Genomic DNA, 13,082 nt, shown 5'->3' on the forward strand with positions numbered 1-13,082 from the left:
TCAGGTCTCCGGTCCCGCTTCCACGCGGGGGGCGGGGCACTCTCCCCGTAGGGGAGAGGGGGCGCGGAAGGAGCGTGGAACGTTGAAAACAAAGGGCTTTTCGGGCGCGGAAGGGCGCGGAAGGAGGCGTGAAAGGTCATTCCTCGCTCTCCTGCTTGACCATCACCAGCCGAGAGCGAGGCTTCGACGGAGGGCCCTCGGTCACCTCCCGGATGGCGCGAGCGTCCAAGAGACGGCGCATGGCGGCGGTGAGGTCGCGTTCTGTCAGCCCGGTCATATCCTCGCCCTGCGCCAGATACCGCGGGGCGTAGCGGCTGGTATTGGCGCTGGCATTGAGCGTGATGCCGGCGGCCGTGGCGCGTGCCAGCGCGTCCAGGAACATTCTGTCCACCTGCCGTTTATGAATGGCACCGAACGCGCCGGTGGGTGCGGCGTCCTTGAGGCGCAGCACACCATCCATCCAGATCAGCTCCAGCTTATCGCCGGTGCGAGCATGGTTCGCCTTCGCTACCCGCAGCGTCACCCGGTCGGGGTTGGTCTCATCCGGCTTCACCACCAGAACGGAGCGGCTGGCATTGACCCACGCCGTGGATCCGCTGGCGAGCCTGTTGCCGCTGTCCTCCGTGCTCTTGGACGTGTGTGTGCAGAGGATCAGTCCGGCGTTCAGGCGGGAGGCCATGCCGTTCAAGGCGTTGACGAACCCCGATACAGGGATGCGGTCATTCTCGTTATCGGCATAGACAAGCGCCACGTTGTCGATGACGATCAGGCGAAGATCAGCGATATGGCGGAGGTCGGTTTCCAGCCGATCAAAAACGGGGGTGGTCTTTCCGGCACGCCACAAGCATGCATCCACTCCGGCATAGGATTTGGGGAATGACCGACCAACCAGCGCCTCCATATCGACGTTGAGATAACTGTTGATGCGAACTTGGCGGGCATGAAGGACGACGTCCGGGTCTTCTGCGAACATGCCCGCGGTGGTGCCGCCTTCGGTGGTCCGGCCCAGGAAGTCATTGCCGGTGGGGATGCAGGTCATAGCTACCTGTGCGAGCATCGACTTGCCGGCGCCGCCATGCCCGACCAGAAGCGTCGTCATGCCGCGCGGCACCAAGCCACCGATGACGAAAGGGACGTCCTCCGGCTCCTTGCCCAACCAACGCGCGCAGTCCCCGTCCAGGATTGAGGGCGGCGCCGCGGCGAAGCGAGGGTTGGGCTCGCTCCGCACCCTGTTGTCGATAAAGGGGCGGCGCTGAGATTGCTGCCGTCGCTCTGCCTCCTCCAGGCTGGAGTATCCGCGGGGCACAGTCATGCTGCCCGCCGGTCGGCGTCCGCCGAAACGAGGATCGGAGGCAGCGCCGGCCTGGACGCTTCCAAAAGGTCGCGCACCTCGCGACCGTGTTCGACGTCGTCGACGATCAGGGCGGGCATGTCCCTGAGGTGTAGCCACCCGGCCATTGCCGGGGCGACGATCACCGCGCCGGGAAACTCACCATAGACGTCGCCGCCAGCCGCGGCGAATCGCTCGACGGAGCGATGGATCCGCAACGGGCTTGCGCTCACCAGCGCCTGCCGCACGCCGTCGGCACCGACGAAGATCGCGTCGCCGCGACGCAGGAATAGGGTGCCTGGGTCGGACGGGCGCCAAGCGACCAGATCTTCAATTTCCGAAAGCCCCGCCTGCCCGACCCAGGCGGCGGCGATCAGCACGCTCACGCCGACAGGGTTCGGCTCGAAGGTGCGACTGACACGCGACAGCGTCGCCCTGGAGATACCGACCCCGCCGACCCAAGCCCGAGTGCGAGCGCTCAGCCCGCGGGCGGCCAGCCATTCGCCGATCCGGCCGGCGTCGTTCGGCGGCACCGCGGAAACGGCGGCATCGAACTCGGTGTCCAGGTCGATTACCGCCATGACGAGAAAGCCCCTGCGGTGGCAGCTTGCGCGAGGATGTGTAGACCCTCGCACAATGCCGCCCGCCTCTCTTCATGCGAGAGCTTGCGATCGGCAGCCTTACTGGAATGGAATTTGAAACAGCGAAGGGCGAATGCGCCCAGATCAAAAGCGGAAGAAACTTGGAGCATGTTCGCACCTTTTACAGGGCGTGAATCGAGATGCTCTGTGGTAGGGGAATGGTTTTTGACGCTGTTCGACATAATCCGCCCCAATCATTCGAGAATGTTGGGGTTTCAAAATGAAAGGGGCGGATTACTGACGACCAGGGGCAGGACGGCGCCGCGAGTTCAGCCAGACGTCGAAGTCCTCGTTGAGGACACCGCGGCGGCGCTCCGAAAGAGATACCGTCGCCGGTCCCTCGCCAACTTCGAGCAACCGGTAGAGCGTCCTCAGGCCGATTCCGGCATCTCGCGCCGTTTCTTTCAGCGTCCTAACCCGTGGGGTATTGATAATACTCATGTCGCACCTGCATGCCATTCGGTGCCAGGAAATGTATTGATGCGCCGTATCCCCGTCTACGCTACGCGAGACGTACAATTGCACTGAAAATAAATCGGCGCTCACTTTTGATGAGCGCCGTTCATATTCTGGCCTATTTTCACTTCATTTATCAGCATGGCTCATAAGATGACTTCTACTGGTGTTGCATGTCAGACACATTATTAGCTTTGCTCATTTCTGGTTGGCACGCTTTATGCTGATGCCCGCAGCGGCACGACATTGTGCGGTGTCTTCTTTCCGGATACGACGGCCATGACATGGGCTGCCCAAGCATCTAGTGCCGCCGTCTTCTCATCTCGCCAGTCGTGGCGCTGGTATACTCCGACGATTCCACCACGAGAACCAGAAGTATGATTCAGAATACTTTCGGTTACTTCCAATCGGACACCAAGCCGTTGAAGGCCGGTTGCCAGGGTCCGCCGCAAGTCGTGCAGCACCCAGGGCGCCATCGGCTTCACCGCTTTCGGGTCTTCACCAGCTTCTTCGGCAGCTTTAAGCCGCGCCGCGTGGATGGCGGCGTCGAGACGCTCCTTGCATCTCGACCACCCGCTGAACTGCCCGACGCGGCCGGAGAAGACGAAATCAGGTTCGCCGTCCTTTCTCGTGAGACGGGGTTGCGTGGCGATCAACTCGCGAACCGGAGCGGGCAGGGGAACCAGGTGGGGATTGGAGTTCTTCACTCGGTCGGCCGGCAGCATCCAGGTCGAAAGATCCGGTGCCAGTTCGCCCCAGACCATCCCTGCTACTTCGTCGCGCCGTTGGCCGGTCAGCATGAGCATTCGGACGATCGCCCCGAACGTTGTGTCGGCGGCGGTCTGGGTCCAGATTTCAGCCAGTTCGGAATCCGATAGGACGCGATCGCGCTCCCGCGGTGCCTGCACCGGCTGCCCGATGAACGGATTCGCGGTCAGCGTCCCCCGCTTGACGGCCCAGCTATAGGCGGCTTTGCCGTAGGCGACCACTCGGGCGGCGGTGGTGGCCTTCCCGGCAGCTACCATTTTGTCGTGGACCTTCAGCACGGTTTTGCGGTCGATCTCGGCCGCCGGCTTATTCAGAAGGTCGGCGTAGGCTTTTCGAAGTGCGCGTGTCGCCTCTGCGGCGTAGGCGGGCTTGTTTCCTGCCAAGCCGAGCCGCTCCCAATCCCCAATTAGGACATCCAGGGTCAAGGCGTCGCGCTCCTTCTTCGCCTTCGCGGCGGCAGTGGCGGCTTTGCGTTCGGTCGCGGGGTCTTTACCTTTCGCCACCTCACCAAGGATCGCCTGCGCCGCTTCGCGTGCGGCGGCCAGAGATATGGCGCCGACGGAGCCGAGCGGTACCCGCTTCTTTCCGCCCGCGACGGTGAATTGAGCCAGGTACGTCCTGCTGCCCCCCGCGGTCACGCGGACGGCCAGTCCCTTCTGGACGTCATCGAAGAACAACTTGTCCTTCTTCCCGTCCGGACACTCCAGCCCGTCGATCAGACGTTGCGTGAACCTCATCATCTCCCCCTTTCCAGCGCATCAGACTTGCGGACCTTTTCCCAGGTCTGAAGGTCGCGTGCGGACCCCCAGCGGACCCAGAGAAACGACATTCTCTGACATTTCGTGGCACGCTGAGTCAGATGCTATTCGCTGAAAGCGGCATATATCAAGGGTATTTCAGGGGTCCGCGCGCGGTCTGACATTTCATGACACGTCTGACTATCAGACTGGGGGTCTGGGGGTCGCAGGTTCAAATCCTGTCGCTCCGACCAGTTCCGGAGGGAGCAAAGAAGCCCTGGAACCCAACGGTTCCGGGGCTTTTTCTTTGGCCGCGTCCTGGGTTCCCTTCTCTGCCGCCATTCCCTCTGTTTGCGCCTCTTGTTTGCGACTTGGTGAGGTTGCCGCGTTGGCGAAGGCCTTCATCGGGATCGCCTCCACCGCGTTGCGCGCCGCTTCGTCGGCCACCCGCAGATACCGCTTCGTCGTCTCGTAACTTCGGTGACGTCTCAATTGCTGGGTGACGGTAGCGGTCGCCACGTGGGCCACGGCGGTCACCTAGCTGGCCTTGGTGTCGTGGAACCGGTAACGCCTTCATGGCGGTCTACAACGCCCGCTTCGGGTTCTTCACCGGCTGGCGCCTGCCCTTCTCCCCGCTCTTGTAGGTCAGCAGGTGCTGCTGCTTCCAACCACGCGCCTGAGCCAGGACTGACGGGGGCTGCACCGCCTTCCGTCCGATCTACACCAGCCGGGGCGATGCGCTTACCGACGGCACGGCCGAGCAACTGCTGGCGCATAATCTGACCGGCGCCTGCCTGCGTGGGTGGGTGCCGGTCCGCTGAGACGGGAGGCCAAAATGTTCACAAGTGAACACTTTGGCCGCCACAGTTTTTGGAGACTAGGATCGATTTGAACTAAGCACCGGTCTGCATCCCGGAAAATACACGCTGTCCTGTCAAGCGGTGATCTGCCATCCTGTCAAATCACTGGAGGCAGGCTGACAGACCGTGTGTTTGATCGTCCAGTTGTTCACTTCTCTCGCTCCGCTTACGATGGAAGCCAGTTCTCCGATAAGGCTGGGCGTCTTGTCTACGATACGCCGTATAGTCACGTCGCGACAGTTGTTGCCGCCACGATTGTACCGTTCGCCTGCCCGGATAATGCCGCCGACGGCCTCAACCATGAGCCAGCCCGATTGACCCTCTGGGTTCGTCACGGCCTCGTGAATGCCCCTTGCGATCTGCTGCCGCTCCGCCTCGACAAGGCCGGAAAGGACCGGCGATCCCGTCATCTGGGCGGCTATGGCGTCATACTGGGCGAACAACTCCTTGGTGGCTTTGGCTTTCGGCTGGGCGAATCGGACCGGCTTCAGCATTAGCGACAGAGGGGCAACTTCAGTGAGGAATGCTTCGTTGTCCGTGCCCGTGTTGACGAAAAGGTCGACCCCGACGAAGTCATGCACCAGCGATGGCTTCCGCTGGCTCTGGGTCGAGAAAATGTCCACGATGAACAGGATGCGGTCTCCTTCACTGCAGATCCCGTAGCCGTATCGGCCACGCTGTTTTGCACAGAAGGCAGCAAAATCCCGATGGAAGGCCGCAATCCCGCCGGCTGCTGAGGCCACGTCCTTCTGAACGCGTTGATATGTTTGCCCCTTTAGCTCGTTAGCACTCCCCATCACCTTGCTGAGACCGGTCGTGTGATCGACGAACCGGACCTTGGCGAAGGACGCCACGTCACTAGAGTTGGCTAATGCGAGGGCCGGGTCGGCGTTCGCGAGGATTCCGCCCCCGCCGCCGCTGGTTTGACAACCAGATATCATCAGGGTCATCGCGACAGCTACCGATAGAACGACTCTCATCCACCACTCCCATAAAAGAAACCTGAAACTGTGATCGCCCTCGGTAATTTGGATACCGGCACTCGGCAGTTTAATTACTCTGTACCCGTTTGAGGTACTACGTTTGTCAGAAATGCTCAACCGCTGACGAGTGAGTGTGACGATTGGTCTGCAAGTAAGGTACGGTGCATACCGTGATATACACTCACAACGGTGCCGGCGAGAGAAGGCGCCCATGCTCAGTTGAGTCGTAAAGCTATAAAAGTATAGTGATTATCATTGCTCCATCGATCACAAGGAGAACGACGCGATGGTCATCAGCTGTCTATACAGATGGTAAAGCGGTTTTCGATGGATATGGCGTAGTGTGAGCCGAACAAAGTAATCATGCGGCAGAATATTTTAGTTTGAGATTTCTCGTGTTTAACTCTCTGTATAATTCGAGAAAGACCCCTGTACATTTTCGCCTACGTTCAGAATCGCGCGTTATTGTGATTTAATACCTTGGTGGGCAATCCCTTTCCCGGGGGCTGCGACATCCTGCTGGCGCTGCGGAGCAACGGCGCGACCAGTGGAGCCGGGACCAAGGCGAGGCATGCCGTCTTTCATCCGACCTACACAAGCCGGGCCGACTCGCTGACCGAAGGCGCGGCCGAGCAGCTGCTTGCGCATACCGTAACCGGTGCCCGCCTGTGCGAGTGGGTATTGGTCTATAAGCCCTTAAAGTATTCCGATGGGCGTCATTCCGTCTCTCGTGCTTGGCTTGGATTGCAGAGAATAATTTGCAAGAGTGATTGCGAGACGTGGCAATGTAACACTGAATCAGTCCTTGAGATTGGTATTATTTCCGTTGAATACAAATATATCGGAATGGGAGTTTCCTTCTATGGTCTTGGGAGTGCAGGTTCGAATCCTGTTGCTCTGACCAGTACCGGAAGGATTTTTCTTTTCCTGGATCATCGGGTGCCGCCGCGTCATCCAGTCGCCGGACCTTGAACATTGCGAGGGCCGGGCACAGTATCGCGAACTGACATCAGAAACCGCTGTTCTGTCGATCGCTTGCGGTGTGCATCGGTTCTTGCTTCGGTATCCTTGCTCGAGACCTTCCTATTGCCCTCCGGCTTTCGGAAATGAGGGCGCGGGCCATATCCACCTGTTCTTGTTGTCTGGCGATGATGGTCCGCCGGACCTCCATGTCGAGACGGAACTGGTCCAGCAGTGATGCGAAATCAGGATGTAGTGATTTTTCTCTCATCCCTTGAATTATTGGTTGTGCGCTCGTGCCTGCAATTCCCTCAAAGCCGAATGCCGGAAGACGAGCTTGAACGTGGCAGCATTGACCGTCTTTCTTGCTGACTACGTCCTCCACATCGTTGCACTCCCCTGCATAAAGCCTAGGAAACAACATTCTTGTCTCCTCAACCACCGGCGTGGTGACGCTGATGCGTCGGCGCCGGTTCGTCTGCGGCCGGGGGAACTCGCGTCGAAATCCTGTGCCATGCGCCAGACGCATTGCGCACAATCGAGTAGCACACGATCAAATGTGTTGCGCGCAATCGAATTGTGCACAATAGTCCTTCTTGCGAGATCGATGGGCGCCGGCCGAAGCCGCCGCCCTAGAAGCCAAAATCCTCTACTCCCGAAAATCACCACCCAACGAAGGAGCACACGCCATGAAGACCCTGTATTCGACCAAGGTGACCGCCACCGGTGGCCGCGATGGCAAGGCTGTCAGCGAGGATGGTCTGCTGTCGGTCGCGCTGGCCGCGCCGAAGGAACTCGGCGGCCAGGGTGGCGCCACCAACCCCGAGCAGCTGTTCGCCGCCGGCTATTCCGCCTGCTTCATCGGCGCCATCAAGTTCGTCGGCAACCGCGACAAGATCGCCGTCCCGGCCGATCTGACGGTGAACGCCAAGGTCGGCATCGGTGCCCGCGACGACGGCGAGGGTTTCGGGCTGACGGTCGACTTCGTGGTCTCGCTGCCGGGCATGGACAAGGCCGCCGCCGAGGATCTGCTGGCCCGCGCCCACAAGGTCTGCCCCTACAGCCACGCCACCAAGGGCAACATCCCGGTCACCACGACCGTTGCTTAAGGATGGGACCTGAGAATATCGCCTGAGGCGAAAAGTCTTCGGCATTGCGCCGCCGGGCTGTTGCGCGCGATTGTGCAGGGCGCACGATCGACACGCGGCATTCCGGCGGCGCGCCGCTTTCCAAGGGTCTGACATCATGGCAGCCGACAAGGACGACCCGCTTCTGCTCTCCAACCAAGCCTGCTTCGCGCTCTATTCGGCAAATCTGGCGATGAGCCGGGTTTATCGGCCGATGCTGGAGAAGCTTGGCCTGACCTATCCGCAGTATCTGATCATGCTGCTGCTGTGGGAGGAAGACGGGCAGTCGATGAAGCTGCTCGGCGAGCGGCTGGGGCTGGACAGCGGCACGCTGACTCCGCTGTTGAAGCGGATGGAAGGGCAGAGGCTGGTGACCCGCAGCCGTGATCCGCAGGACGAGCGGCTGGTGCGCATCGGCCTGACCGCCGAAGGGGCGGCTCTGCGGGCACAGGCGGAATGTCTGCCGACGCACATCGCCGCCGCTGCCGGCAGCTCGGCTGGCGAGTTGATGTCGCTCCGCGAAGCGCTGCTGCGGCTGCGCGATGACCTGAATCGGGCCGCGGATCAGAACTGAAGGGGGCCGATCCCCGCGAAAGGGGCTGGAAATCGGCGGCGGGAGAGCCTTTTCTATCCGGCAGCTCTTCCGATCGAAGGTTTCTGCCGTGAGCCCTGCCCTGAATGACGACCGTCTCCGCCTTCGTTCGGCCGATGCCGACGACGCGCCGGAACTGGCGCGGCTGATCGATATTGCCGGGGGCGGGGTCTATGAATTTCTGCTCGACGGGCTGATGCCGGGAATGACGGCAGCGGAGATGCTGGTGCCGGGGCTGGCCGGGCGCAGCGGGTCGCTGTCGCACCGGCAGAGCGGCGTGGCGGAGCTGGATGGGCGGGTGGTCGGCATCGCCCACGGCTATCCAACCGACTGGATCCGAACGGAGGATTACAGCGGCCTGCCGCCCGACCGTGTTGCCCATATGGCTGAATTCTCCGAAACGCTGGATTGGGGAAGCTATTTCCTGTCGGCCATTGCGGTCGATCCCGACATGCGGCGGCAGGGGATCGCCGGGCGGCTGCTCGGCTGGTTCTATGACCGGGCACGTACCGGCGGCTTCGACCGCGTCACCCTGCATGTCTGGGCCGACAATGAACCGGCCCTCCGCCTTTATGCCGGCGAGGGATTCGAGGAGATCGGCCGCGCCGCCATCCCCTGGCACCCCCGGCTGCCGCACCAGGGTGGCAGCATCCTGATGCGGCGTTACCTGTGAGCGGCGATCTGGCGGGCGGCCTTTTCGGCTGACAGCTCGTCGATCCGGCGCACCACCAGTTCCGGATCGGCGTAATGCACCATATGGCCGGACTCCGGCACCCAGTGCAGCGTGCTGTCGGGCAGAACGTGGTGAAGCCGGCCGCTCTGTTCCTCCTGCTCCACCACGCGGTCGTGATGGCCGGCGAAGATCGCCACCGGGACCGCCACCTCGGCATAGCGGTGCTGCAAGCGCTCGGCGGCGGGTACCATCGTGATGCCGTCCTGGGCATTGGCACGCAGCTGGCCCGGGCGGGTGGTCAGGGCGGCGGGGAAACTCTCTGTCAGGTGATCCGGCACCGGGCGCGGCGAGAACAGCGTCTTCAGCAGTCCCGGCATCATCGCCTTGGAAACGGGCGGTGACAGGGTGTGGCGCAGCAGGTTGCCCAGCACCGGCGTCGCCAATGGCGACACCAGAACTGCGTCCACCCGCTTGGTCGGGAAATAATAGCCGGCCAGCAGTACCAGCCCCTTCACCGTACGGGGATGGTCGAGCGCCAGGGCCAGGGCCACCAGGGTGGCATAGGAATGGCCGACCACCACGGCCTTCTCAATGTTCAGCGCGGCGAAGGCTTGGGCCAGCAGATCGGCCTGATCCTCCGGCGTCCAATCCCGATCATGCGGGCGGTCGCTGTGGCCCATGCCAGGGCGGTCGAAGGCGATTACCCGATGGCTCTGCGCGAGCCGCTGGAACAGTCCGCTCGCCAGCGAATCGCCAAGGGCGGAGACGTTGCCGTGCACAAGCACGACCGGCGGGCCTTCGCCGGCCTCCATGTAATGCAGGCGAACACCGTCAACGATGAGGAAACGGCCTTCCGGGGGGTAGCGGCGCTCGGCTGCCCGCGCCGCCAGGGTGTTGGCGACGGCCAGCCCGCCCAGGGTCAGCGCGGTGAGGCCCAGGGTCCTGAGGATGGTGGAGCGGCGGTCGGTCATGGCAGTGGTCCTCTCAGGCTGCTGCTGCGGCGCAGCATCGTGAGGGGACAACCGGGGGCGGGGGGAAGGGTTCCCAGGATGGGGCTTTTTGCCCTCTCCCCAACCCTTCCCCACACCTTCACTTACCCGCCTTCAACTGCTCCCGCGTCAGCCAGAACACCTCACCAAAGCTGTTGGCGGTTTGCAGCCACAGGAAGTCGAGATGCGGATACTCCGCCTCCAGGATTTCACGGCCGGTGCCGAACTCGCACAGCAGGCCGCCTTCCGGGGTCAGGTGCTTGGGTGCTTCCTTCAGGATGCGGCGGACGATGTCCAGCCCGTCGGCGCCGCCGGCCAGCGCCATCTCCGGCTCGGCACGGAATTCCAGCGGCAGCAGGTCCATCGATTCGGCGTCGACATAGGGCGGGTTGGTGATGATGACGTCGTACTTGCGCGTCTTCAACGGGGCGAACAGGTCGCCGTGATGCAGGGTGATGCGGTCCTCGAAGCCGCTGTCGGCGACGTTGCGCTTCGCCACCTCAAGCGCGTCGGGCGACAGGTCGACAGCGTCGACCTGGGCTTCGGGGAAGATGCGGGCGGCGAGGATGGCGAGGCAGCCGGAGCCGGTGCACAGGTCCAGCACCCGCTCGACCGAGGTCGGATCCTCCACCAGCGTGAAGTCGTCGCCGCCGAACAGGTCGGAGAACAGCAGCTCGCCGATGTAGGAGCGGGGAACGATCACCCGCTCGTCCACATAGAAGGGGATGCCCTGGATATAGGCCTTGTTCAGCAGGTAGGGCGCCGGTTTGCGGGTATCGATTCGGGCATGGAGGATCCCCGCCACCGCCTCGCGCTCCGCCGCGGTCAGCCGGGCATCCAGATAGGGGTCGAGCTGGTCGACCGGCAGGTGCAGCGTCTCCAGCACCAGGAACACCGCCTCGTCGAAGGCCGTGGTGGTGCCGTGGCCGTAATCCAGATCGGCCTCGTTGAAGCGGCTGACGCCGTAGCGCAGGAAATCGCGGATCGTCTTCAGCTCGGCGGCCGCGGCTGCTGCGGTGTGTTTGGTGGTCACGGGCGGCGGACTCCGGTCAGGGGCGGGGAGGTGGGGGGTCAGAGCAGGTCCAGGACCGACTCCGGCGGGCGGCCGACGCGGGCGCGGTCGCCCTTGACCACGATGGGGCGCTCGATGGCGGCTGGGTTGGCGGACAGGGCGGCGACCAGCGCCTCGCCGTCCAGATCCTTGGCGATGCCGGCCTCGGCCGCTTCCTTGGCGCGGGTGATGTCGCGCGGACCCTTGCCCAGCTTGGCGAGGATGGCTGACAGCTCCGCCGCGCTGGGCGGGGTCTTCAGATACTCGATCACCGTCGGCTCGACGCCGCGGGAGCGCAGAAGCTCCAGCGTCTCGCGCGATTTGCTGCAACGCGGGTTGTGATAGATCGTCACGTCGCTCATGGCAGGCTTTCCAGGTTTGAAGAGCGGTCAGACTGATACACCCAACCCGCGTTGCGCGCCAATCCGGCATGCGGAAACGGACGCCGCGGCGCAACATCCCTCAGGTGACAAGGGCCGGCTTTGGTATTATTTTGCGCGCTCGCTTTTCCGAAGGGCCCAAACGCGCCGTATCCCGGTGGGCGGGCCTTCACGGAACAGAACCGATGCCCAGATACGGAAGCCGGCCGTGACCAAGCTCTCGCTCTCCAAGGACAAGATCAACATCCTTCTTCTGGAAGGTGTCCACGACAACGCCATCGACGAGCTGGCCCGCGGCGGCTACGCCTCCGTCGAGCGGCTGCCGCGCGCGCTGGACGAGTCCGAGTTGCTGGAGCGCATCGGCTCGGTCCACATCCTGGGCATCCGCTCGCGCACCCATCTGACCGCCAAGGTGTTCGAGGCGGCGCAGAAGCTGATCACCGTCGGCTGCTTCTGCATCGGCACCAACCAGGTCGACCTGAAGGCGGCGCGTCGCAGCGGCATCCCGGTGTTCAACGCCCCCTATTCCAACACCCGGTCGGTGGCGGAACTGGTGATCGGCGAGATCATCATGCTGATGCGCGGCATCTTCGAGAAGTCGCAGCTGGTCCATGGCGGCGGCTGGATGAAGTCGGCCAAGGACTCCTACGAGATCCGTGGCAAGACGCTGGGTATCGTCGGCTACGGCCATATCGGCACCCAGGTGTCGATCCTGGCCGAAGCGATGGGCATGCAGGTCCGCTTCTACGACACCGTGCGCAAGCTGGCGCTCGGCAATGCACGCGCCTGCGACTCGCTGGAAGAGCTGCTGTCGGTGTCCGACGTGGTGACCCTGCATGTGCCGGACACCCCGCAGACCCGCAACATGATCGGCGAGCGTGAGCTGGCGGCCATGAAGAAGGGCAGCCACCTGATCAACGCCGCCCGCGGGCAGGTGGTGGAGATCGAGGCGCTGGCCGCCGCGATGAACTCCGGCCACATCCTGGGTGCGGCCATCGACGTCTTCCCGGTCGAGCCCGGCTCGGACAAGGAAGAGTTCCAGAGCGCGCTGCGCGGCATCAAGACCGCCATCCTGACCCCGCACATCGGCGGGTCGACGATGGAGGCGCAGGCCAACATCGGCACCGAGGTGGCGCAGAAGCTGATCGAGTATTCGGACAACGGCTCCACCGTCGGCGCGGTCAACTTCCCGCAGGTGGCGCTGCCGGTACAGGCCGGCTGCACCCGCTTCCTGCACGTCCACGAGAATCGTCCGGGCATCCTGCGCAAGGTGAACGAGGTGTTCTCCGGCCGCGACCTGAATATCGCCGCCCAATATCTCCAGACCGATCCGGAGCTGGGCTATGTGGTGGTGGACGTCAACGGCGACGTCGACGAGATGGAGGTCGCCAACGACCTGCGCGCCATCGAAGGCACGCTGAAGGCGCGCTTCCTGTTCCCTTCTCAGCATTGAGGGGGCGGGGCGCCACCGGCAACTCGCGGTGGCGCCTCCTCCATATCTCCCGCCGCCAAATCTCTTGTGGGCGAACGGTTTC

14 protein-coding genes are annotated in these 13,082 nt (G+C 62.9%); 5 read left to right on the forward strand and 9 right to left on the reverse strand.

Features of this window, described 5'->3' with window-relative positions; all coding sequences use genetic code 11:
• Window positions 1–136 precede the first annotated feature (136 nt).
• The 5 genes from J2848_RS01835 to J2848_RS01855 all read right to left on the reverse strand — a co-directional run bounded on the left by J2848_RS01835 (window position 137) and on the right by J2848_RS01855 (window position 5,742).
• Window positions 137–1,312, reverse strand: a complete 1,176-nt coding sequence (locus tag J2848_RS01835) for an AAA family ATPase (RefSeq protein WP_149230745.1) — start codon at window positions 1,310–1,312, stop codon at window positions 137–139.
• The gene (locus J2848_RS01840) at window positions 1,309–1,911 is read right to left on the reverse strand and encodes a hypothetical protein (protein WP_149230746.1); all 603 of its coding nucleotides are present in this window, start codon (window positions 1,909–1,911) and stop codon (window positions 1,309–1,311) included. Before J2848_RS01840 ends, J2848_RS01835 begins: the two co-directional genes overlap by 4 nt.
• 734 nt (window positions 1,912–2,645) lie before the next feature.
• Window positions 2,646–3,935 carry a tyrosine-type recombinase/integrase gene (locus J2848_RS01845; RefSeq protein ID WP_149230747.1) on the reverse strand — a complete coding sequence of 430 codons (1,290 nt, stop codon included), beginning with the start codon at window positions 3,933–3,935 and terminating at the stop codon, window positions 2,646–2,648.
• A 201-nt stretch (window positions 3,936–4,136) separates the two neighbouring features.
• Complete coding sequence (locus J2848_RS01850; protein ID WP_149230748.1) at window positions 4,137–4,469, reverse strand: hypothetical protein; 333 nt, start codon at window positions 4,467–4,469, stop codon at window positions 4,137–4,139.
• A 397-nt stretch (window positions 4,470–4,866) separates the two neighbouring features.
• Entirely contained in the window at window positions 4,867–5,742 is an 876-nt protein-coding gene (locus J2848_RS01855) for a hypothetical protein (RefSeq protein WP_149230749.1), read from the reverse strand.
• Between the two features lie 513 nt (window positions 5,743–6,255).
• On the opposite strand from J2848_RS01855, the gene J2848_RS01860 reads away from it, so the two are divergent.
• Complete coding sequence (locus J2848_RS01860; RefSeq protein WP_149230750.1) at window positions 6,256–6,747, forward strand: hypothetical protein; 492 nt, start codon at window positions 6,256–6,258, stop codon at window positions 6,745–6,747.
• 37 nt (window positions 6,748–6,784) lie between these two features.
• Here the strand turns inward: J2848_RS01860 and J2848_RS01865 are convergent, their stop codons facing one another.
• A complete protein-coding gene (locus tag J2848_RS01865) occupies window positions 6,785–7,120 on the reverse strand; it encodes a hypothetical protein (protein WP_149230751.1) in 336 nt (111 codons plus the stop codon).
• A gap of 304 nt (window positions 7,121–7,424) precedes the next feature.
• Here J2848_RS01865 and J2848_RS01870 point away from each other — a divergent pair, with 304 nt between their 5' ends.
• The 3 genes from J2848_RS01870 to J2848_RS01880 all read left to right on the forward strand — a co-directional run bounded on the left by J2848_RS01870 (window position 7,425) and on the right by J2848_RS01880 (window position 9,127).
• Window positions 7,425–7,844 (forward strand): organic hydroperoxide resistance protein, encoded by a 420-nt coding sequence (locus J2848_RS01870; protein ID WP_042704450.1) that lies wholly within the window; start codon window positions 7,425–7,427, stop codon window positions 7,842–7,844.
• A gap of 136 nt (window positions 7,845–7,980) precedes the next feature.
• Complete coding sequence (locus J2848_RS01875; RefSeq protein ID WP_149230752.1) at window positions 7,981–8,436, forward strand: MarR family winged helix-turn-helix transcriptional regulator; 456 nt, start codon at window positions 7,981–7,983, stop codon at window positions 8,434–8,436.
• Between the two features lie 88 nt (window positions 8,437–8,524).
• Entirely contained in the window at window positions 8,525–9,127 is a 603-nt protein-coding gene (locus J2848_RS01880; RefSeq protein ID WP_149230753.1) for a GNAT family N-acetyltransferase, read from the forward strand.
• Here J2848_RS01880 and J2848_RS01885 read toward each other — a convergent pair.
• From J2848_RS01885 to arsC, 3 genes are all read right to left on the reverse strand, one after another.
• Entirely contained in the window at window positions 9,118–10,098 is a 981-nt protein-coding gene (locus J2848_RS01885; RefSeq protein WP_149230754.1) for an alpha/beta fold hydrolase, read from the reverse strand. The genes J2848_RS01880 and J2848_RS01885 overlap by 10 nt on opposite strands.
• A gap of 118 nt (window positions 10,099–10,216) precedes the next feature.
• The gene (gene prmB / locus J2848_RS01890) at window positions 10,217–11,149 is read right to left on the reverse strand and encodes a 50S ribosomal protein L3 N(5)-glutamine methyltransferase (protein ID WP_149230755.1); all 933 of its coding nucleotides are present in this window, start codon (window positions 11,147–11,149) and stop codon (window positions 10,217–10,219) included.
• A gap of 38 nt (window positions 11,150–11,187) precedes the next feature.
• Window positions 11,188–11,529, reverse strand: coding sequence for an arsenate reductase (glutaredoxin) (gene arsC, locus J2848_RS01895; RefSeq protein ID WP_149230756.1), 342 nt, complete (start codon window positions 11,527–11,529; stop codon window positions 11,188–11,190).
• Between the two features lie 226 nt (window positions 11,530–11,755).
• Between arsC and serA the strand changes: the two genes are divergently transcribed.
• Entirely contained in the window at window positions 11,756–13,000 is a 1,245-nt protein-coding gene (gene serA / locus J2848_RS01900; RefSeq protein ID WP_149230757.1) for a phosphoglycerate dehydrogenase, read from the forward strand.
• Window positions 13,001–13,082: the final 82 nt, after the last annotated feature.

The organism is Azospirillum lipoferum, from assembly GCF_024170005.1.
GTDB classification, from domain to species: domain Bacteria; phylum Pseudomonadota; class Alphaproteobacteria; order Azospirillales; family Azospirillaceae; genus Azospirillum; species Azospirillum lipoferum.